Source organism: Sorangium sp. So ce117 (genome assembly GCF_051524395.1).
Taxonomy (GTDB): domain Bacteria; phylum Myxococcota_A; class Polyangia; order Polyangiales; family Polyangiaceae; genus Sorangium; species Sorangium cellulosum_B.
Window position 1 is genome coordinate 748,816 of the sequence record NZ_CP150309.1, and the last position, 21,619, is coordinate 770,434.

Annotated in this window: 13 protein-coding genes; 8 read left to right on the forward strand and 5 right to left on the reverse strand. The window is 69.1% G+C overall.

What is annotated here, in order from left to right:
• Positions 1-126 precede the first annotated feature (126 nt).
• Genes WMF46_RS02850 through WMF46_RS02860 form a run of 3 tightly spaced genes read left to right on the forward strand, consistent with a single transcriptional unit; the run spans position 127 to position 3,298 of the window.
• Complete coding sequence (locus WMF46_RS02850; RefSeq protein ID WP_437984180.1) at positions 127-1,089, forward strand: hypothetical protein; 963 nt, start codon at positions 127-129, stop codon at positions 1,087-1,089.
• Between the two features lie 35 nt (positions 1,090-1,124).
• Entirely contained in the window at positions 1,125-2,219 is a 1,095-nt protein-coding gene (locus WMF46_RS02855) for a hypothetical protein (protein ID WP_437984181.1), read from the forward strand.
• On the forward strand, positions 2,195-3,298 hold the full coding sequence (locus WMF46_RS02860; protein WP_437984182.1) for a hypothetical protein: 1,104 nt from the start codon (positions 2,195-2,197) through the stop codon (positions 3,296-3,298). The genes WMF46_RS02855 and WMF46_RS02860 overlap by 25 nt, the downstream gene beginning before the upstream one ends.
• Positions 3,299-3,418: 120 nt before the next feature.
• Here WMF46_RS02860 and WMF46_RS02865 read toward each other — a convergent pair whose 3' ends face one another.
• Positions 3,419-4,993, reverse strand: coding sequence for a hypothetical protein (locus WMF46_RS02865; RefSeq protein ID WP_437984183.1), 1,575 nt, complete (start codon positions 4,991-4,993; stop codon positions 3,419-3,421).
• Positions 4,990-5,421 (reverse strand): hypothetical protein, encoded by a 432-nt coding sequence (locus tag WMF46_RS02870; protein WP_437984184.1) that lies wholly within the window; start codon positions 5,419-5,421, stop codon positions 4,990-4,992. Before WMF46_RS02870 ends, WMF46_RS02865 begins: the two co-directional genes overlap by 4 nt.
• 988 nt (positions 5,422-6,409) lie before the next feature.
• Here WMF46_RS02870 and WMF46_RS02875 point away from each other — a divergent pair.
• Genes WMF46_RS02875 through WMF46_RS02885 form a run of 3 tightly spaced genes read left to right on the forward strand, consistent with a single transcriptional unit; the run spans position 6,410 to position 8,297 of the window.
• Positions 6,410-6,688 carry a metal/formaldehyde-sensitive transcriptional repressor gene (locus tag WMF46_RS02875; protein WP_437987843.1) on the forward strand — a complete coding sequence of 93 codons (279 nt, stop codon included), beginning with the start codon at positions 6,410-6,412 and terminating at the stop codon, positions 6,686-6,688.
• Positions 6,689-6,699: 11 nt separating this feature from the next.
• Positions 6,700-7,725, forward strand: coding sequence for a CDF family Co(II)/Ni(II) efflux transporter DmeF (dmeF, locus tag WMF46_RS02880; RefSeq protein WP_437984185.1), 1,026 nt, complete (start codon positions 6,700-6,702; stop codon positions 7,723-7,725).
• The gene (locus WMF46_RS02885) at positions 7,722-8,297 is read left to right on the forward strand and encodes a manganese efflux pump MntP (RefSeq protein WP_437984186.1); all 576 of its coding nucleotides are present in this window, start codon (positions 7,722-7,724) and stop codon (positions 8,295-8,297) included. Before dmeF ends, WMF46_RS02885 begins: the two co-directional genes overlap by 4 nt.
• A gap of 79 nt (positions 8,298-8,376) precedes the next feature.
• Here WMF46_RS02885 and WMF46_RS02890 read toward each other — a convergent pair whose 3' ends face one another.
• Both WMF46_RS02890 and WMF46_RS02895 read right to left on the reverse strand, forming a co-directional pair.
• Positions 8,377-9,729 (reverse strand): glycosyltransferase, encoded by a 1,353-nt coding sequence (locus WMF46_RS02890; RefSeq protein ID WP_437984187.1) that lies wholly within the window; start codon positions 9,727-9,729, stop codon positions 8,377-8,379.
• A gap of 600 nt (positions 9,730-10,329) precedes the next feature.
• Positions 10,330-12,672 (reverse strand): membrane dipeptidase, encoded by a 2,343-nt coding sequence (locus tag WMF46_RS02895; RefSeq protein ID WP_437984188.1) that lies wholly within the window; start codon positions 12,670-12,672, stop codon positions 10,330-10,332.
• Positions 12,673-13,092: 420 nt separating this feature from the next.
• Here WMF46_RS02895 and WMF46_RS02900 point away from each other — a divergent pair, with 420 nt between their 5' ends.
• Together WMF46_RS02900 and WMF46_RS02905 are read left to right on the forward strand one after the other, a co-directional pair.
• Entirely contained in the window at positions 13,093-18,777 is a 5,685-nt protein-coding gene (locus WMF46_RS02900; RefSeq protein WP_437984189.1) for a DNRLRE domain-containing protein, read from the forward strand.
• Between the two features lie 91 nt (positions 18,778-18,868).
• The gene (locus WMF46_RS02905) at positions 18,869-20,533 is read left to right on the forward strand and encodes a VWA domain-containing protein (RefSeq protein WP_437984190.1); all 1,665 of its coding nucleotides are present in this window, start codon (positions 18,869-18,871) and stop codon (positions 20,531-20,533) included.
• A 73-nt stretch (positions 20,534-20,606) separates the two neighbouring features.
• Here the strand turns inward: WMF46_RS02905 and WMF46_RS02910 are convergent, their stop codons facing one another.
• On the reverse strand, positions 20,607-21,605 hold the full coding sequence (locus WMF46_RS02910) for an AraC family transcriptional regulator ligand-binding domain-containing protein (protein WP_437984191.1): 999 nt from the start codon (positions 21,603-21,605) through the stop codon (positions 20,607-20,609).
• Positions 21,606-21,619 lie beyond the last annotated feature (14 nt).

The following is a 21,619-nucleotide window of genomic DNA, read 5'->3' on the forward strand; positions in this document are numbered from 1 at the left end:
TGCGTCTCGGGCTGGAGCCGCGGCGCAATCGCCGACGTGCCGCGGTCGCCCGGGACGGGGGCGGAGGGCGCTCCGTCGGCGGCTGCGCCCCCGGGGGTCTCGCCCTCTGCGGCTTCGCCGTCGGCCGTGTCTCCTGCTGCGACGTCCGCCGCGCCCCTCGCGGAGACGCTCCGCCGTGCGGAGCAGGCGCGGCGCGCCGGGCGATGGGACGACGCGGCGGCGGCCTATCGGACGGCGTGGGAGTCGACTGGCGACCCGCGCTGGGCCGGGGAGCTGGGGCTCCTGGAGCTCTCGCTGCGCCGGTACCGGGACGCCGCGGAGCACCTGCGCCGGGCGCTCGAAGGGGGGGACGCGCTCGCGTCCGGCGCGAGCGCGCGGCTCCGGGGAGCGCTCCAGCAGGCCGCGCAGGAGGTCGTCGAGGTCGCGATCGTGGTCGGCAAGCCCGAGGCCGAGCTGTTCATGGACGGTCGGCGCGTGGGCCAAGGGTTCGTCACGTACGTCGTTTATGTCGAGCCCGGCAGCCACGAGGCGCGGGCGACGCTGCAAGGCCATGAGGACGGCGTGGGTCGCTTCGAGGCGCAGCGCGGGGACAAGCTGCCGCTCGGCCTGGCCCTCAAGGAGAAGCCGCCGGCGCCGCGGCCGGCGCAGCCGGCGGTTGCGCCCCGCGCCGCGGCGGCCGCGCCGGGGCCGGCGGCCGGGGGGACGGCGATAGGGCCGGCGATCCGGGTCGGGGGGCTCGCGCTTGCGTCGGCGGGCGTCCTGGTCGGCGCGGGGTTCGCGATCGGGTCGGCGGTGAAGGACGGCGAGGCCGAGTCGCTGCGCGAGGAGCTGCTCGCCACGGGTGGGGAGCGTGCGTGCCACGAGCGGGCTTCGGTCGACGATGCGCGGTGCCCCGAGCTAGAGGACGCGATCCGTTCCCGCGACGCCCTGGGCCTGGTCGCGCTGGTGAGCGTCGTCGCGAGCGGCGTGGTCGGCGCGGCGGCGCTCTCGTCGTTCTGGTGGGCGCCCGCGCCGGAGCGAGGGGGCGTCCGGGTGGTCCCGCAAGCGACGGCGCGCGGCGGCGGTGTCCGGATCGAGGGCGCATGGTGAGGGCGAGGCGCGGAGGGCGCGGAGGAGGAGCGGCGATGGCGCGGTGGGGTACGGGGCGGATCCTGGCGGCGGTGATCGGCCTGAGCGGCGCGGCGGTCGCGACGGCGAGCGGCTGCGGGGCGGTCGACGGCTACGACTGCGCCGAGCTCCTGGCGTGCGACTTCATCACCGAGGACGGCACCAACAACGGGGCCTGCGACGGGATCTGCGTCGATGCCACGTTCGGCAGCTTCAAGGAGCAGCCGTTCCTCGTGTGGATGGGGCATGCGGACCTGGCGCCGCGGTGCGGCGCGGTGCTGCGGGGCGAGGAGCCCGACGACGCCGCGGGGCCCTTCTCGTTCGCGCTCCTCCGTGCGGAGCCGGCGCCTCATCCAGGATGCGACCCTTGCGCGTGCACGCAGCCTGCGTGCGCCTTGCCGGCCGGCCTCTCGGTCACCTCGGGCTACATGTGCGACGAGGGCCCTGGCGAGACGGTGACCCCGTTCGAGCCGCCGGCCGGCTGGGACGGGGCGTGTGTCGCGCCCGGCACGGTGCCCGCCGCCGCGTTCGGCTCCTTCGCGATCGCGCCGGTGACGGAGCGCGCCTGCGAGGTCGTGGAGGCCCCGGTGCCGCGCGACGGCGCGCTGCCGGGGAGCATGGAGGTCGCCGTCGTGTGCGAGGACGCCGACGCGGAGCGTTGCCCGGAAAAGGGCCATCGCTGCGTCGCCGAGGAGAGGCTCCCCGCAGGCTGGCGCCACTGCATCCTGTCGGAGATCGAAGCGGACTACATCGAGTGCCCCAACGGCGAGGACATCGAGGGCCCCAGGCACTCGGAGAAGTTCACGTTCTGGATGGTGGCAAAGGACGAGCGCAAGTGTAAGAAGTGCTCGTGTCACGAGACCGCTCCGAGCGAGTGTGAGGCGATCGTGTCGACATTCGAGGACGCCGCGTGCGGCGAGATGGTCGCCTCTGCCATGGTCCGTGAGAACGGCGTCTGTCACGACGCCGAGCCCGGCTCGACGCTGGGGAGCATGAGCGCGGCGTGGCGGGTCAACGCGCCGGGGAGCTGTGCGCCGAGCGGCGGGGAGCTCACCGGCGAGCGGCAGGTGGAAGGAAGAAGGACGCTGTGCTGTCTCCCGGAGGGAACGTGATGCGGGCGACGACGACGGTCTCGGCGCGGGTGGGGTTGAAGGCGGTCGCGCTGCTGGCGCTCGGCGCGAGCGTGACGCTGCTCGGGGCGTCGTGCTCCTATGAGTACGAGATGCCCCCTCTCGACCCGTACTATCATAGCTGTCTCCACGAGTGTGTTCACTACCCCAGAAATTTCAGGGGTGACCTGGCGCAGCCCGTTCACGCGTGGCTGGGGAAGGCGAGCGAAGCGCCCAGCTGCGAGTCGGTCGGCTTGAGCGCTTCCTTGGCGATCGAAGGTATCTACGGCGATCTGAAGGAGACGGACCGCTGCCCGCGGTGCCTGTGCGAGGCCCGCCCGTGCCTACCTCCCGCAAAGATCAACGTGGAATGGAAGCGGGACACCGAGGCCCCTGCCTGCGAAGGGACACGCTCTCGCTATGCGGACATGCCGGCCGCCTGGGACGGTGGCTGCTTCGCGCCTCCAACGGCGTTCGCCGAGGCGGCACGGCGCGTGGTCGACGTATACTCCGTCGATCGCCGACTTGAGCACACGCCTTGCGGCGCATACCGCGCCCCGGAGGACGTGGATGCGATGTGGGGGACGTTTGCGGTCATCTGTGATGGGCAAGCCTACGGTCACGGTTGCGATGATCCGGAAAAGGGATGTGTCCACCCCAAGCCCGAGGGCTTTCGCGCCTGCGTGCGGCTCCGCGAGCTGTTCAACGACTTGTCGGCGTCGTGCCCACCGGAGTTCCCCGAGCGACTCGAGCTCTATCAGAACATCGATGGCTGCGGCATCTGCCGCTGCGACGAGGTGAAGCCCCGAGAGTGCGACATGACGGTGTCGCTGTACGAGGACATGGACTGCACGCGGCACATCAACACGAGGCCGCTGAGGGCGCCGATGCCGCTGACGGGGGAGGCGCGGGAATGCGTGGACACACCCGGCGAGGCGGGGATGAAGAGCCTGAGCGTGGCCGTGGTGAAGGAGGAGCGCGCCACGTGCGTGCCAGTCGGCGGGGAGCGGCAGAGCCCCAGTATCCCAGTGGGAGGCGAGGACGCCAAGGTCTATTGCTGCGAGCCCGCGCCCGGGGGTTGAGCCTCGCGCCGCCGGATCAGTCCATCACGACGCCCGAGATGAAGGACCTGGATCACGCGCCTGACCGGCGCGGTCCGTGGCATCGAGGAGGTGGCTCAGGAAGGCGCGCGCCTCGACGCGTCATCCCGCGTCCTGCGCGGCGGGCTCTCCGAGGCGCTGGAGGCGCTTTTGCCCTGCGCCGTCATCCACCACGACCCAAGGAGCCCCTGGGTCGTACGCCGTGACGCCCCACATCGGCAGCGGTGGCCCTTGAGCGATTTCAGCGAGACCGCGTCGCTTTATTTCATCGCCGACAGCCGTCAACCTGTAGCGAGCCTCTAGCATAGGTGCTCTGTCCGCCCTGTAGGGAACGCTCTCCAGCGCGGCCTCGGCCCCACGGTGCTCGGCCCACTGGCGCAGCCGCATGGCGAGAAAGCAATCGCCGATGCGCGCCCCCCAACCATTACGCAGCTCTTCGCCAGCCGATGAATGGTGCACAAATACGTCGACGGGCGTCATCCAGTCTTTGTCGAGACACGCGAACAAGAGCTCGTCAACCCAAGATAGGGTGAGCGCGCTACCGTCCAACCGAGGAAAGAATGCCGCTTGGTGGGTGCCCAGCTCTACGAGATCCTTCCGCACTCGAGCTGCGCGCCCACCCTCGGTGGCCAGCACAGGAGACCGACCGGATAGCTTTCGCCAGGAGCGCGCCATGTGCCGGACGCGCGTCAGAGATTGCGCGCGCGCGTCGTCCAGACCGCGGCGCGCGTCAGCCGGCTTCACGTGGACGAATCCACGGCCAAACCCATCCTCCGGCGCATCTCCAAGGACGACGATGTCGAGATCCGGGTGCTCGGGCCGATTGCGGAGCCTCCACGCGCAGAGCGCCCACAGCATCAGCCTATCGCTCCACAACCCGGACGTCCATACGACGATTCGTTGACGCGATTTCACTGCGCTGATAAGATCGTCAAACGTCGAACGGAGCTGTGTCCCTTCCCGCCCTCGAAGGTTCCAATAATCGCACCGCCGCTCACAATGGTCTTCGGGATCGGACGCGCACGGCCCCTCCAGCACGTTATCGCGCACGAAACGCACAGGAAGGCGAAGCCCGCGCCGGATCGCTTTCCGAATGTCCTCATTTGTAGTGATGTGAATAGTCATTGAAATCTCAGAATAGACACTTTTTGCAGTCCGGCGATGGTGGATCTCCGGACTTGCATCGTCTATAGCAGGTTCGACACTTCGTCTCGCCTGCGTCTCCAGATTTTGGGCTTGCACAAGACTGCCACGGAGCGCGGTCCATGCAATCCTGATATTCTCATCGCAGCTGCGATTGATTGTCTGCTCGCAACCTTCTCGGCAGCTCTTATACTTCACGTATGCGCTATCCCGACACGCTGTCCGCTGCGCTTCGTCCTCCATTTTTCCACACTGAATATTGTCAGACTCGGAGTCCGCCTCGCATTTCTCCTCACATGGCGTCTGGGCCGCGATGTTGCAGACGGGAGGAGGCGGATCCATGTCTTGCGGCTCCAGCGGCACGGGCCCGATGCCACCGACCCCTGTCGCGCCGAACCCGAAGCCGCCGGCTCCTGTCGCGGTGATGATGATACCGCCGGCGCCGCTCTCGCCCTCGCTCCGGAGGTAGCAGTCTCCAGCGTCGAAGTTGCACCCCGCCAGACCGAAACATAGAATAGCGAAAGGCCTGTTCATTCTCTCTCTCCCCCAAATCTCCACACAGGTCCGGCGGTGACCATCGTAACCACGCTGCCAGGAAGGACGCGGCTGCTCCCACCGGCCCAGTCTACATTGACGCTCACCGACACGCCCAGACGTCCGGCAAAGTACCAGTCGGACTGGGCGCGACCTCCTGGAGCGACGCCCGTCACGCGGTCACAGAACTCGACGCCGCACACCGGCATCGAGTAAATCGACAGGGATGGCCCGAGGCTGACGTTGCCTGTCTTCGTGTCGTACCCAAGCGTGACCGCCGTTCGGTCGTAGAGCCCTACGCGCGAGCCAGGGACGATGCTGAACATGTTATGAACTTCGAGGCGGAACTCGCTCTTCTTTCGCCAGAGCATCTTGGCGAACGGGCTCACCGCGAGCCTGGACTCGGTCCCGACCTGGATCCCGCCCACACTCACGCCAGCGCTGAACTCGCGTGCATGTACCGGCGTGGGCGCGACGACGAAGAGCCACAGGCACAGAGAAGGCAGAGAAGCCGAGGTGGACGAATCACGCAGATGTCCCCCCTTCTGCGATCATCTTGGATCACCGGATAGCGCGTGATCCGAGGAGCGTGGGGGATTGTTCCATGTGTAACCCGGCTTTCCAAGAGAAATTGGAAAGATTCCGTAAGCGTCACGTGACTGGTGAAGCACAAGCCGTTCCGGACGGGGACTGACGCGTAGGTGATTACGCGGTTCGGATGTCCACCCTATGTTTGGCGAGGCCGGTGCGCAGAAGCCCGCGGAATCGCGGCGATTCTAGATGTCGGTTCATGTTCGCGGGCGCGGGGCGCACGCGCTCCTGCACGTGACTTCTTCGCGTATAGACAGAATTGGATTGAGAAGAGCGATCCCTCCGTGCTCTGGCACAGTCGGACCTACCAGCTATTCCCTTGGACCTACCGCGGCTGGCATATTGGTTGATAAGTCGAGAAAAATCCAGTTGTGGAAAACTGGGCGCTAGCGAGGTGCAGAGAGCGCACCCGCATACGCGATGGTGGGGCCGGCCATTTCGGTTTCGTCACGACCATCCGCGAGTCCTTGCTTCGACAGGCGCCGCTGAAGCGATCAGCCGTTCAAACGCAGACGCGCTCATCCTCGGCGAGTCGGAGCCCGGCATCGACGGGTTGCTCGGACCGTCCGACCGCTACGCCCGCCACGCCTTCAACGTCGAGGTGGCGCGCATCCTTGCCGACAGCTGCGGGCCACCGTCGAGTACCTCAAGCCGGCGCGCACCCATCTCGTGGACCTGATCGACCCCCTGCCGCCCACCTGCCGGACCACAGGGAGCTCGGCCCCAGCAACCCTCGGCGAGACGGCGGACCTGCACCGACCGTCGCCGGGCTCCCAGAGGAGCCAGCGCGCGGCGCTTGACCCATATAGTATACCCCCCTATACTATGTGCGTGCACACGGTCGAGAACAAGAAGAAGCTCATCGCTCGCGTCCGGCGGATCCGTGGGCAGCTCGAAGCGGTCGAGCGGGCCCTCGAGGGCGAAGCGGGTTGCTCGGAGGTCCTGCAGACGGTGACCTCGGCGCGTGGCGCTCTGAACGGCCTCGTGGGCGAGCTCATCGAAGGTCACATCCGTACGCACGTCATCGACGGGGAGCGTGCAACGGCACCTCAGCGGGAGGCCGCGGAGGAGCTGGTTCAGATCATCCGCGCCTATGTGAAGTGAAGGAAGCGACGATGAGCGACTCCATGGGATCCGATCGGCTCGCCCAGCTTCGACACGCCCACGACCACGGCGCCGCCGCGCCTTCGCACGAAGCCAGGACCCGGTGGGTCGTCGCGCTGACCTTCGCCATGATGGTGGCGGAGCTCGTGGCCGGCTATGCGACGAACTCGCTCGCGCTCACGGCCGACGGCTGGCACATGGCCACGCATGCGGGCGCGCTCGGCATGTCGGCCTTCGCGTACTGGTTCGCGCGCAAGCAGTCCGGGTCGAGCGCGTTCTCCTTCGGGACGGGCAAGGTGCACGCCCTCGCCGGGTACACGAGCGCGGTCGTGCTTGCGCTCATCGCGCTCCTCATGGTCGTCGAGTCGCTGCGCCGTTTCCTCCATCCCGAGTCGATCGCCTTCTCCGAGGCGCTTCCCGTCGCCGTCGTTGGTCTCGCGGTCAACCTCGTCAGCGTGAAGCTCCTCCACGCCGACGAGCACCATCATGAGGCGCACGACGACCATCCCGACCACGATCACCACGACCATGACCATGGCCACGGCGATCACGACGACGAGCACGCTCATGGCCACGACCACCACGGGCCGGACCACAACTTGCGTGCGGCGTACCTCCACGTCCTCGCGGACGCGCTGACCAGCGTGCTCGCGATCCTCGCCCTCCTCGGTGGGCGCACCTTTGGCTGGACGTTCCTCGACGCCGCGATGGGCATCGTCGGCGGGCTCGTCATCGCGAAGTGGAGCTACGGACTCTGCCGACAGGCGGCCAGGCAGCTGCTCGACGTCGTCCCTTCCGAATCCCTCGCTCGGCGCATCCGCGATCGCATCGAGTCCACCTTCGCAGGAGCGAGCGTCGTCGATCTCCACCTGTGGGACATCGGTCCCGGCGCGCGCGCGTGCATCGTTTCGGTCGCGGTGCCGAGCCCACTGGCGCCTTCCGCCTACCGTGACGCGCTGGTCCCGATCGCGAGCCTCCAGCACGTCACGGTCGAGGTTCACCCGCTCTCTGCCGGTGACGCGCGGGGGGGCTCATGAATTTCGGCGCGATCTTGCTCCTCGCGCTCGGGCTCGCGATGGACGCGACCGCTGTCGCGGCGGCACGAGGGCTGTCTGTTCCGGCGATTCGAGCGCGCCATGTCCTGCTCGTTGCGGGGTTCTTCGGCGGCGCTCAGGCGCTGATGCCCGTCATCGGCTGGCTGCTCGGAGAGCGGATCGGTCCGCGCGTGCAAGCGTGGGACCACTGGATCGCGTTCGTGCTGCTCGCGTTCATCGGCGGGAAGATGCTCTGGGAAGCCCGTGGCGACGGCGACGGCGGTGGCGACGGCGAGACCACGGCCGATCCCTTCGCGTTGAGCTCGATGTCCGTGTTGGCGATCGCCACGAGCATCGACGCCCTCGCCGTGGGCATCACGCTGCCGATGCTGAACGCCCCGTTCGCGATCTCCGTCGTGACGATCGGCGTCGTCACGGCGCTGCTCAGCGCAGCGGGGCTCTTCGCGGGACGGCGGTTCGGGGCGATGCTCGGCAAGCGTCTCGACCTGGCTGGAGGGGTCGTTCTCATCGGCCTCGGGTTCAAGATTCTCCTCGAACACCTTGTGCTGTCGTAGGCGTGTCCCCGCAGACCGCGCCTGCCGGCTTCCGAGCGCTCAGGGACGAGGCGAGTTCGAGGTGCGCCGCAGCGCCCGCTCAGATCGAGAGCGCGATCGGCGAGCGCGGCCGCGCGCTGGCCGCCGCGTCGCTGCGCGGCGCGCCCCAGCCGTCGCCCGGCGCCTCGGCGGCCGCGCTGACGCCGAACGCGCGCTGCACGAAGGACGAGCTCCGCGCATAGGCGAACAAGTCGCTCGGCCGGATGGCGGGCATGCCGCGGTGCAGCCGCCGTACGAGCAGCAGCGTGTAGAGGTCCATGTAACGCTCGACCATGCGGGCAGCGGAGTAGCGCTGGAGCGTGACCTTCCGGCCGTATCGACCCATGCGCACGGCGAGCGCGGGGTCGTCGCGGAGCTCCGTCAGCCTCGCCGCGAGCGTCTCGGCGTCCCCGGAAGGCACGAGGAAGCCCGTGTACCCATCGGTGAGGGCCGTGGGCACGCCGCCCACCGCGGTCGCGACGACGGGGAGCCCGGCGGCCATCGCTTCGAGGACGGCGAGCGGCAGGCCCTCGGCGACGGAGGTGAGGGCGAACGCGTCGAGCGCGGCCAGGATCTGGGGGACGCCGTGCCGCCCGCCGACGAAGAGCGCGCGGTCGGACAGGCCGAGCTCGCGCGCGAGCGCGACGAGCCGCGCTCGCTCCGGGCCATCTCCGACGAGGAGCAGCCGCCCGTGCTCCGGCAGCGCCTGCGCGGCCGCGCGCAGGAGCAATGCATGGTTCTTCACGGCAGAGAGGCACCCCACGCTCCCGAGCACCCAGGCCCGCTGCGAGATGCCGAGCTCGGCCCTGACACGGGCCCTGGCCACGGGATCGGGCGCGAACCGCGTCAGGTCGAGGCCGCTGGCGACGACGTGCAGCTTCTCGGCGCTGACCTGGCCCTGGCTGACCAGGGCCTCGGCGGCCGGCCGCGATAGCGCGACGTGGGCGTCGACGAACGCGGCGGCGGCGCTGCGCAGCCATCGCCGGCCCTGCAGCTCGTCCGAGACGCCGTGCTTCGTGTGGACGACCGGTACGCGGTGCAGCCAGCCTGCGGGCGCGGCATAGATGAGCGGCTGCAGGTTGTGCGCATGGACGAGCGAGATCCCTCTCGCCCTGAAGAGCGCGACGAGCCGGGCGGTCATGCTCACGTCGAGGCCGCGGCGCTTCGGCAGGAGCTGCACCTCGACGCCGCGCCGCCGCAGCTGCTCTGCCCGCGGACCGTCCGGATCATCGGCGATGGCGATCACGGTCACGTCATGGCCCGCAGCGCGCTGGAGCGCCGTCAGATCGACGACCACCTGCTCGGCGTCGCCGGCCTTCAAGCTGCTCACCACGTGCGCGATCCCGAGCTTCCATGGAAGCCCCGCCCGGTCCCGGTCTTGGCCTCCCGCGCCGTAAATGTCACGAACATCCATGTCTCCCCCCCTCGAACGAATGAAACGGTGTCGACGCGCGCTGCTCGTCCAGCGTGCCTGCGCTGCCTGGCTCCTCGAGGCGTGATCTGGCTTCTCCGATCGGCGGAGCGGCGCTCCGCTCCCTGGCCGACGCAGCGAAGCGATGGTGGACGAGCGTCCTGGGCTTGAGAAGCGTAAGCGCCGCTGCACGCCGAGGCCGATGCGCGGCGGATGGTAGGAAAATTGATTGGTGTGGAATATAGGCCGAACCCGGAATGTGGCAATACAAAACTGTGATGAATGGTAAGACGGGAGTGCGCGAGGAGGGTTGTCCAGCTGTCCGGGCCGGGCCGGGTGCCGTGCGCTCGCTCCGGCTGGACGGGATCCGTCCGCGACTTCCAGCCTCGGCGCGAATGTCGGGTTTCTTCCGGGGCCGCGTACGGTTTTGTCCCGCGGAACCGGTGTCTCAGCGACGGAGAGGCATTGAAGAAGGTGTGAGAGCGCTCGTCGACGACGGGCAGGTCCACGCGTCATCGCTCCCGTCGCGGTCAGTCGGGCGCCGGCGATCGATCTGCGTCCAGGCATGTGAGATGGGCGACGTGTGGCGTATCGCGTGACGCGTCAGCGGCAGAAGAGGAACCTGCAGTTCCCGGATGCGCACTGGTTGTCCTTCGTGCACGCCGCTCCCCGGCCGCGCTTGTCGACGCACGCGCCCTCGTTGGTACCCCACCCGCAGAACTGGCTCGCCGCGCAGTGCGCGTCGGAGCGGCAGAGGCACGTCTGGGTGAGATCGCCGCAGCGGTTGCTGGGGCACTCCTCGTTCACACGGCACCCCTGGCCGATGCGCTTCGAGCCGGGCGTGTAACAGAAGCCCGCGCCGGCGATCAGCCCGCCACAGCGGCCGGAGGCGCACTCGCTGTCGCGCGTACACAGCTGATGTTCGGCCTTCTTCGGCTCGCAGGCGTTGTCGCCGCCGACCCCGGGCGTCTTGAGCGCGCAGCGTAGGCCGCTGCCGCAGTCGGCGTCGTCGTTGCAGACGCAGCGCCCCGGGATGGCGTTGCAGGCGACGGCGGTGCACTGGCCGCTCTCGCACTCCTCATCGAACCGGCAGCTCCCGCCCAGCACCTGAAATCCAGGGCAGTAGGCCGCGCCGCACTTCGTCGGATAGGCAGACTCCCGCTCCTCCGCGGTCGCGAACGGCGCGATGCCGCTCTGGTCGAGATCGGCGGCGGGATCGGCCATCCCGGCCCGCGGCCCCTGGGCGCGCTCCCACATGCGGAGGAAGGACTCCGTCGAGGATCTCAGGCCGGTCGTGTCCACGCCCAGGCGATCCAGGTCGGCCACGAGGTCGGGCAGCATCCCCTCGTGGGCCAGGCCCTTCTCGTCGAACTCCGTCCCCAGGGGGCCGGGCCCCTGCTCGCGCTGCTCCCAGGCCTGGCAATCGGCCTCCGCCTGGAACGCCGCCGAGCACGCGCCGTCCTCGCCGAAGCGCGGCCGGGTCTGCTGGATGAAGCCGTTGAGATCTGCCCCGAAGGCCATGGGGACCTTCAGGCCGAGCCGCCCGTACTCGTAAGCCTGCGCGAAGGAGCGCGACGAGCCCTGACAGCTGTTCTCGACGGAGCTGCGGCTGTACTGCCGGGTCTCGTCGTGCGCGGTGCGCAGGCCGAAGATGCCGCCCGTCTGCCGGAGCATCCGGATCACCCGCGCGGGCGTGGACTTCTCCTTTTCCGCCACCGTGGGGGCCATGATCTCCCTGAAGTGACCGTGGGAGATGTAGATCGGATAATAGTCGCGCGCCCGCGCCAGCTCGAACACCCGATCCACGCCGCGCTCCGAGAGGTGCGCTACGTCGAGCAGCATTCCCCGGTCCATCATCTCGCCGACGAGCGCTTCGCCGAGGGGCGTCAGCCCGCGCACGTTGCGGCAGCTCGCGTCGACATCCATGCCCAGCGTGATCCCCGCGAGGGTGGCGCCGCAGTCGGTGTCGATGGAGCAGTTCTCGGTGTACTGCGCGAGCTGGAAGATCGGGTTGTGCAGCGCCGCCCCGCCAAAGGCGTTGTCGACCTGGTGCACCGGCTGGAGCGTCCGGACCCCCAGCGCGTGGTACCTGGCGAGCTGCGCGCGCATCTTCGCCGCGTCGACGTCGCGGCCGAACAGGTGGCTGGCCTCGATGGACAGCACCACCGCCAGCTTGCCCGCGCCGACGATCTGCCGGGCGTGCGCCGGTGAGAGCGCGACCTCCATCCAGCCGGCGTTGCGAGCGGCCAGCGCGTGGGTCATCTGGATCTGGAGATCGACATCCACCATCTCGTCGCACGCCCGTTGCCTGTTCTGCTGCGGCAGGATCGAGCAGAGCCAGTCGTAGCTCACCGCCGACATGACGATGAGGCTCAGCCCGCGATCGTGGGCCGCGCGCAGCCAGCTCACGTGACCCTGCTGGTGAGCGATGGTGTCCCAGCGCGGCCACCCCTCGGAGGAGCGCTTTCGCTCGAGGTGGAGCCCTGTGTCGCCGCTCGTCCCCTCCGCCTGGCCGATCACCTCCGAGCCGAGGACGCCGCCTCCCAGGCCGAGCAGCGCCGACAGCGCGCCGTTGCTGGCGAAATCGAGCATCGTCGACTGGGGGCACCGGTCCAGGAGCGCGCTGAGATCCTGTCGAACGCGCGCGTGATCGCTCCCTGGACTGCCGCCGTCGCAATCGTCCAGGGCGCCGGCGCCGTCGTGCTTGCCGTGGAGCCATCCACCCCCGAACGCCTCCTCCGACATCATGTGGAAGTGCAGGTCCGCGAACCCGCTCACCGGGGCTTCGCCGAGCGCCGCCGGGGAGGGGACCGGGAGCGCCGCCGCGGTGCCGTCTGCCGTCGCGGCGCCGGCGGAGAGGCCGAGCGAAGCAGAGAGCGCGAGATCGTCTGTCGTGCCCTGTTCACCGGGAAGCGACGGCGCTCGCGGGTCGCACGCGGGCGCCATGAGCGCGAGGGCGGCCAGGGCGGCGGTCGCGAAGGGGCGCGGCCAGCACCGGCGGCGCGCTCGGGGCGCCGGGCCGGGTCGAGTCGATAGGGCACGTGTCAGGCGATCGTCGGGGCAGGTCATGGGTGTCGCGGTCCGGGGGTTCGGTCGTGGGTGTTCTAGGCACCGAGGACGCCTGGTTACTGGGGTAGCTCCCACCGCATTTTCAAGCGGTGAACCGGGCCCGCGCGGCGCGTGGCGGGTTTTGTCAGCGCCTGGCGCGTTTTGTCGCCTTCGCCGCCGGTCCAGCGACAGCTAATTCACGCAACGATGGGAGACCGCGAGCCGCTCCGCGAGCGGGCACGGCGGCCGACCGCGTCACGTCCGCTCATCTCGGCCGACCAGGCCGTCGGGGTTGATTCAATGACAGTTCTCAGGTCCATGCTGATACGTCAGCTCATCCAATCACGAGACGCCCTCGCGGATCCCAGGCGCGCGGGGCGCCTCCCGCTCCTCCTGTGCCTGGGCATCGTCACCTCCGCCTGCGCGGGCGGCGCCGACGAGCCGAGCGAGCTGAACGAGCCCATCGGAAGCGTGCAGCAAGCGCTCTGCTCCGCGGACGACGTGGGCTGCCAGAGCGGCGCCCCGAGCTGGCCGAGGTGGTCTCAGCAGCCCGATCGGCCGGACGCCGTCTTCGAGGAGTTCGAGACCGGCTCGGGCGCCGGGAGCGCGTCGAGCAGCGCCAGCGCCAGCAGCGCGTCGAGCAGCGCCAGCGCCAGCAGCGCGTCGAGCAGCGCCAGCGCCAGCAGCGCGTCGAGCAGCGCCAGCAGCGCGAGCGGGGCCGGCGGAGGCTCCGGCGTCGAGTTCAAGGTCAAGGCGTGCGACCCGAACCAGCTCGGCAAGATGCCGGAGAGCCCCAACCCGAAGGGCGCCGACCTGCAGAACATCACGACGAACTTCCACGTCCTGCAGTCGATGCAGCTCCTCTCGTCGATCATCAACAAGACCTCCGAGGCGATCAACGCCTCCGACACGGAGACGGTCGAGGACGCGGACAAGGGAAAGTGCATCTGCACACAGCGCGTGGCCGCTGAGTGCCTCGACGTCATCCAGAAGAGCAAGACGACCTACGAGGAGTGCTCCGACTTCTGCGACCCGGTCACGACGCCGACGAACGACTGCAGCACCGGGGTGCTCGTCTGGCTCGCCAACGACTTCCAGCAGACCGAAGCGGGCAAGTTCAAATGGGCCTTCGCCACGGTCAAGTGGCTCGACAAGATCGCGGGCGAGATCTCCGACGGGCGCTTCGCCGACTTCCTGGAGCAGGCCGGCGGCGAGCTCGAGAACGCCACGGAGCTGCTCGCGAAGATTCAGTGTTACATCGACCTGTACACCGAGGGCTACCACCTCGGCAGCTACTCCGAGCAGCGGCCCGACCTGCACATGTGCATCCCCTGGGCCGGACACGGCGCGTACGCCACGCTGGTCGAGAGCGGCGACGGCCGCTGGGGCATCGGCGGCCGCTACACGTCGCACAACCTGAGCGAGGAGCGACGCGCCCAGATGCGCACCGGCGGCTTCGCCGTGACGGCGTTCGGCAAGACGCTGAGCATCCTCCCGGGGATGGAGTTCGACATGCAGCTCGACGGGTACAAGTGGTTCAACCGCGAAGCCCCTCTCGGCATCGAGGCCTTCGGCCACTCGGGCGGCGGGGGCCTCAGCCTCTCCGCCGCCAAGAAGAAAGGGGTCTTCTACCTCGCGGACGAGGATCAGACCGAGTCGCTCGACACCGACGGCGACGGCCGGGTGGCTCCGCAGGAGTTCCTCATCGGGACCTACATGCCGTTCTCCTACACGGCGGACTACACGCCGAGCGGCGCTCCGAGCCCGGCCACCTGGCCCAGGGACGCGGCGGAGCCCGTCGAGGGCTGGGAGGGGCGCTCCGCCGCCGTCATGGCCGCGGCGCTCAACCTGGATCTGCAGATGAAGCCGATCGAGAAGGAGCTGACCAAGATCCCCCTCCCTCCGGTCCCCGGCGCGTTCCTCATCCCGTACTTCCGGCTCGGCGCCGGGGTCAAGTGGTACGACGAGGCCTATTTCATGCGCAAGCGCCTGCAGGAGGCGCTCAACAAACACACGAACCACAAGATCGAGAACGTCGATTTCGATCGCAACATGCACCCGTTCCAGGCGCCGGACGTGACGGCCGAGGCGGGGACAGAGGTCTCGGTGAAGCCGGAGGTGGGCGCGAAGCTCTTCCTCGGCGTGCCGCTCGGCAAGCGGCTGAAGGTCGGCGTGGAGGCGAGCATCGGCTTCTCCGTGGATCTCAGGCCGAGCGGCTCCGGCGGCGTTGTCGACCTCAACACATCGCTCGAGCGGGCGCTCGTGAACAGCAACCCTGACGAGTCCCTCGAGTGCAAGCCTGTCTTCAACTACAAAGATCAGACGTACTGCTCGAACCGCCTCGTCGAGGAGTCCGAGATGAACCTCGGCTGCTCCCCGCTCGACACCAACAACTCCTGCTGCCTCACCTTCGTCACCGGCGGCCGCGCCTGCGTCGACGACTGGACGGGGATCACCGAGGAGCTGTGCGATTCAGGCAAGCTCTCCTACGAGCTGTTCTCCACCTTCATGAAGGAGAAGACGGCAAAGCAGCTCAAGAGCGTCTTCCAGCAAGGCTTCAGCGCCACGTGGAACGCGAACAAGACCTGTGACGAGTGCGACAGCGACGGCACCTGCGTGACCGACGTGCGCAGCGACGATCTCCGCGACATCTCGGGCTGCCAGAAGCACGGCGTCTGCTGCCTCCCCGTGGCGTCGTCGCCCTTCGGCCTGGCGGGGTCGCGCGGCCTCGTGAACGGCACGTACGGGCAAGCCCGGTTCCTCCAGGCCGGCGACCTGGCCTACGACGCGGCCGCTCGGCTGCTCTACGTCGCGGACCGGACCGCCGTTCGCCGCATCGACCTGACGAGCGGCGCGGTGACGACGATCGCGGGGTCGACCGCCTCGGGCACCACCGACGGCGTGGGCACCGCCGCGCGGTTCAATACCATCTCGGGCATCACGCTCCATGGCGGCGCCCTCTACCTCGCGGATCGCGGCGCCCGCACGATCCGCAAGCTCACGCTGAGCAGCGGGCAGGTCACGACGGTCGCCGACCGCACCGTGCTCGGCACGCCCCGTGACGTGGCCGTGGACGGAGGCAACCTGTACGTCACCGACAGCGGGAGCCGTACGCTGATCCGTATCGACCTCGCGACGGGCGCGAACATCGCGGTCGCCGGCCAGGCCTCCTCGTCCGGGAACGTCGACGGCGTGGGAACGACCGCGCGGTTCGCGGAGCCGTCCGGCGTCGTCGCCGACGGGCGCGGCAACCTCTACATCGCCGACGCGTTCAATCACTCGCTGCGCCGGTTCGAGATCGCGACCTCGGCGGTCACCACCGTGGCAGGCAACGGCACCGCGGGCTCCGCGGACGGCGTCGGGACGGCGGCTCGGCTCACCTCCCCGCAGGCGCTCGCGATCGACGGCGCTGGCAGCGTGTTCATCGGCGAAGGCAACAGGCCCGGTCGCATCCGGCGCTTCGACCCGGCGCTCGGCGCCACGGCCACGGTCGCCGGCGCGCCTGGCGCCGTGTGGCAAGACGGCCTGGCCACGACCGCCGTCTTCGAGCTGCCCGGCGGCATCGCCGTGCTGCCCTCCGGCGACATCTACGTGAGCGACACGCTGCCGTCGACGGTCCGCAAGATCGGGAGCAACTGCGACGCATCGGTCGCGGGGGCCGTCGTGTACGACGTCACGGAGGCCGAGTGCCCTGGCACCTTCGGCGCGTACCGTTGCGTGACCGAGACCAAGAGCGATGTCGTCGAGTGGAGGGGCCCCGGGTGCCACCCGCTCCACTCGGGCTTCCAGTCCGCGTGCGGCTGCACGTCGAACGCCGACTGCGCGAGCGGCGAGACCTGCGATCCGGTGAAGAAGCTGTGCACCGCCTCCGGCACCCCCGTCGAGTGCCTGTGCAGCGCGGACCCGAACCCGACCTGCGCGAGCGAGCCGGGCCGCACGTGCGTCGAGGGCGCGTGCACCCGCCGCTGCAACTACAACGCTGCCACGGCGGACACCGTCTGCGGCTACGGTCAGGTCTGCACGCCCGACGGCGCGTGCGCGCCGCAGGGCGGCGCCCAGTACGCCGAGCAGGTGATCTGGGGGCTGAAGAACCAGGAGGCGCCCGCCCACGCGATCGCCACCTACGGCATGAGCGAGATCGAGCTGATAGCGGCGCTCAACGCGGGCATTCACATCGGCCTCGAGGTCAAGCTGTTCAAGAAGCCGAAGAAGTTCACGCTCTGGGACTGGCGCCGATCCTGGGATATCGGCTCTGTCGAGAAGGCCAAGTTCCAGCCCGGGCTCGAGGCGACGTACCAGTGGGACAGCACGTCGCTCGGCCAGGTGACGAACTACCAGCCGGACGAGGTGACCCGCTACGCGACGGTCATGTCGGAGACCGCCGACTTCCTGGCGTGGTGCAAGGACGAGCTGCCGCTCTATGCGGAGGACCCGCTGCCCCCCACCACGGACGATGTCACGGGCGGCGTGCAGGAGGTCATCAACTTTGGCTTCGACCTGGGAGAGCAGGTGTCCACGATGGAGAACCTCTGCATCGAAGGTCGGCCCATGATGGAGTGGCTGCAGGACAAGGACGCGCTCGCCGAGACGTTCGTGACCGGGACCTGCACGTATGTCGGATCGCAGAGCGGCTCGCGCGGCAGCCTCGATTTCCCGTGCCAGGACGCGCACATCCACCTGCTCAAGCACTGGGGCTGCCTGGACACGCAGCGCTCCTTCGTCTCCAGCCAGCTGCGGGTGGGCGCCTTCAGCGGCGCCGTCATCAACACCCCGACGCCCACGTTCGACCTGACCGAGCTGCTGTTCGATACGAGCAACGGACTCGAGGCGTTCAACCTGGTGCACCGCGTCCCGCTGGCCGAGATGTGGCTCGCCGAGGTGGAGGCGTGCTTCGACGACCACTCCGAGGACACCGTCCCGTGCGCGTGCGACGACGACGCGGATTGCACGACCGGGCCCGGGCAGACCTGCGTGAGCGGCACGTGCCATGGCCCCGAGGACGACGTCATCCAGTGCTCCGTCGTGAAGAACGCTGGCGTGACCGTCGAGCGCTGCTGCGGCGACGGCGTGCGGCAGGCCTCCGAGCAGTGCGACGACGGCAACGTGCAGGGCGGCGACGGGTGCTCGTCGAGCTGCATGCACGAGACGAAAGGCGCGTGCTGCCGATCCCTCGGCTGCACCGACCTCGGTACGGGCGGCGTCAGCTCCAGCGCGACGTGCCGCGAAGCCGGCGGCTACTTCCTGAGCGGTACCAGCTGCGCCGAGATCGACGCCTGCGGGGCCGAGCCCATCGGCTCCTGCACAGAGCCCGACGGGACCTGCCACACGCCGACCTATCAGGCGCAGTGCGACGCGGTGAGCGGCGTGTTCACCGTCAACGGCCAGTGCGAGAACGAGGCGGAGCGGCTGACGCTGCAGTCCGGCAGCGCCGGGATCGACGCGACCATCACCAGCCTGAGCGCGGGCGTCGGGACCAACAACGGGAGCTCCCCGAACATGACCGCAGGGGAGTGGACCGCCAGCGGCGTCGATTACGTGAACCGGAGCCTGTTCAGCTTCGATCTGTCGCCCATCCCGGCGGGCTCAACGATCGAGCGGGCGCGCCTCACGCTCTACGGCGATCCCGACGCGCGCATCTACGGTCAGGGCACCTGGAACGGCCTGCCCCCGGGGCACTCGACGCACGGCGGCTCCAATGCCTTCCTGCTCCAGCGCGTCACCTCGCCGTGGCAAGAGAGCACCGTCACCTGGTCGAACCAGCCCACGACAACGACGCTGCACCAGGTGCTCCTGCCGCAGAGCACGTCGCTCGGCCAGGACTACGAGGGCGTGGACGTCACCGAGCTCGTGCGGGACATGCTGAGCGCGCCCGCGAGCAACAACGGCTTCCTGATGCGGCTCGAGGACGAGGTGACGCGGTACCGAGAGGTCTCGTTCATGTCGAGCGACAACGCGAACGCCGCGCGGCGCCCCAAGCTCGAGGTGGTGTTCCGGAGGCCCTGAACGCCGGCGCGATGGAGCGGGGCGCAGATACGAAGATGCGCCCCGCTCTCACTCTTTGGTTTTGATCGACACTCAAGAAGGATTGGAGAACATGAGAAGCTCATTCAGAAGGTTCGCAGGCGTCGCCGGCGGTCTCCTCGCCGGCGTGGCGGGGCTGTCCACGGCGCTGGCCCAGGTCGCCCCGCTGGACACGAACCATGTGGTGATCATCGACCGGTCCGGCAGCATGGCCGGCGACCGCATCGCGCTCGCGAAGAAGGCGGCCAAGATCTACTGGAACACGCTCGTATCGAGCAACGTGCCCGCGTCACAGTCGTTCACGGAGCTGCTCGGCGTGGCGAGCTACTCCGACACCTCGTCGATCACGTACCCCATGACGGCGCTGCCGGCGTCCGGCCTGGATGCGGCGGTCGACGCGCTCGTCGCGGAGGGGGGGACCTCGATCGGGTCTGGCCTCCAGGAGGCGCTCGACATGTTGATCGCCGAGAGCCCGATCAAGAGCGCGCGCGAGTGCGTGATCCTGCTGTCGGACGGGCAGCACAACACGCCGCCGGCCCCGAGCGACTTCTATGCGGACTATTTCAGCCGCGTGGACGAGGTCCACTCGATCGCGCTCGGAGCGGGGGCGGACGAGGCGATGATGAGCGACATCGCGGCGAACTACGGGTTCTCGCCCGGGCTCTACCTGCGCGCCGACAGCGACACCGCGATTGACCAGCTCGAGCTGATCGGCGCGTTCAACCGCATGGCGAACGACTGTCGCGACGGCGGCATGATCGATCAGGTGCTGACGCAGATCCCGCCGCACTCGACGTCGTGCGCGGACACGCTGGTCTCGGCGGCGCAGATCGTCGATTTCACGATGATCTTCGTCGGAGCGGTCGCACCGGAGGTGTCCTTGCAACCCCCGTCGGGGCCCACGATCACCGAGCTGAACTACGCCGCGTCGGGCTCCGACCTGACCTTCTTCTCGGCCGAGAGCTTCAAGCGCTTCTCCCTGAACCTGACGCAGCCGTCCGAGGAGGGGTTCTGGCAGTTCTGCGCGACCAACAGCTCGGATCAGCCCATCTACCTCTATTCCGCGGTGTCGACCCTGGCCGACACGATCTCGCTCCGGGTCACGCCGAGCACGCTGAACGTCGGGGCGGCGCCGCTCATCGTGGAGGCCGAGGTGAGCCACCTGGGCAGCCCGGTCCTGGGCGCCACGGTCAGCGCGGAGATGACCGGCCCGAGCGGCGCGGCCACGCCCCTGTCGTTCCACGACGACGGCGCCGCCGCGCACGGCGACACGACCGCCAACGACGGCGTCTACTCGCTGAAGGTCGGCCAGTTCGCCGAGGCGGGGAGCCACGACATCACGGTGTTCGCGGACTACGCCGGCAGCGCCACCGTCCCGATGTTCACGCGGCAGCACACGTTCGGGTTCTACAAGAACCCCGCGCCCCCCTGCCAGAGCCTCGGGCCGATGAGCACGGCGATCGTCGCGTCGGTCAACGGGACCTCTTGCTTCCAGATCGATCGGTCGAGCCTCCCGACCGTCTGGACGCCGGCGACCCTGACGCTGCAGATGAGCCCGACGGACGGCGTCCCGCTGAACGGCGTCAGCGTGTCGGTCAACGGCGGGACGCCCCAGAACGCCCCGTCGAACAGCTGGTCCGCGACGACCACGATCCCCTTCCCGGGCACCGCGAACGACGTTGTTTATCAGGTGAGCACGACGAGCAACAGGCAGCTTCGGATTCAATGGTATCCGTGACGCTGCGCGACGGTCTCGGCGCGATGCGCCGCTGACCCGTCATGGACCGCGCGGACCGCCGGTGAGCTCCGGCTCACCGGCGGCGCAGCGCGCGGGACACCGAGCGCGTGCTCGCATAGCCGAGCCCGGCGGCGAGCGCGCGCCTCGTCGGGTTGGACGAGGCCAGGTAGCGGTTCGCCAGCTCGGTTCGCGCTTCCATCAAGAGGGCGCGGTGGGACGTGCCCTGCTCTCGCAGCAGCCGCTGGAGCGTCCGCGAGCTCACGCCGAGGTGCTCGGCGACGCGATCGATGTTCGGATTGCCCTGAGCGATGCAGAGCTGGAGGGCCTGTCGGACGTCATCGACGAAGCTCGACGGGACGCCGGCGGCGGTCGCAGGCGCCCCGCCGACCTTGCCGAGCGCCTGAAGCCGCGCCGCCGCGCAGTCCTCGAGGATCTCACCGAGGCGCGGCTCGGCGGAATGGAAGGGCAGCTCCAGGAGATCCCGATCGAAGACCAGCTCGTCGTGGGGGGCATCGAACTCGACCCGCGCGTCGAAGACGCGCTCGTACTCGCCTGCGACGCGCTCGCGGCGGTGCCGGAAGCGCACCGCCAGCGGGCGGATGTGCTCGCCCGAGAACGCCCGCGTCCGGAGCACCATCAAGCTGACGATGAGATCCGCGACGGCGGGCACGCCGTCCGGCGAGAGGTGGCGGAAATGCGCGCGGCGACCGGTCACCTCGAGGCTCAGGACGCCCCCATCGGCGACCAGCGGAGCGAAGCGGATGACGCGTTCCAACGCTATGCCAAAGCTGCTGCTGCTGCGTGTCAGGTAGTCCAGGAGATCGAGCGAGCCGACCTCGAGCCCCTCCGCGGCGTGCAACCCGAGCAGCGGATTGCCGCTCATCTTCTCGGCGGAGGACCATATCTGCCGCGCCACGCTCAGAGAGATCGGCAACCCGCGCTGGCGGAGCGCCTCCGGCGGGAGCGCTGCGTCGCGCAGGACCGCGTCGATCGGCAGCCCGAGCTTGGGCGCTGCGGAGAGAAGGAGCAGGACGAAGTCAGAGAACGCGGACTGGGCTGGCGCATGGACCACGGTTCCTCACAAGC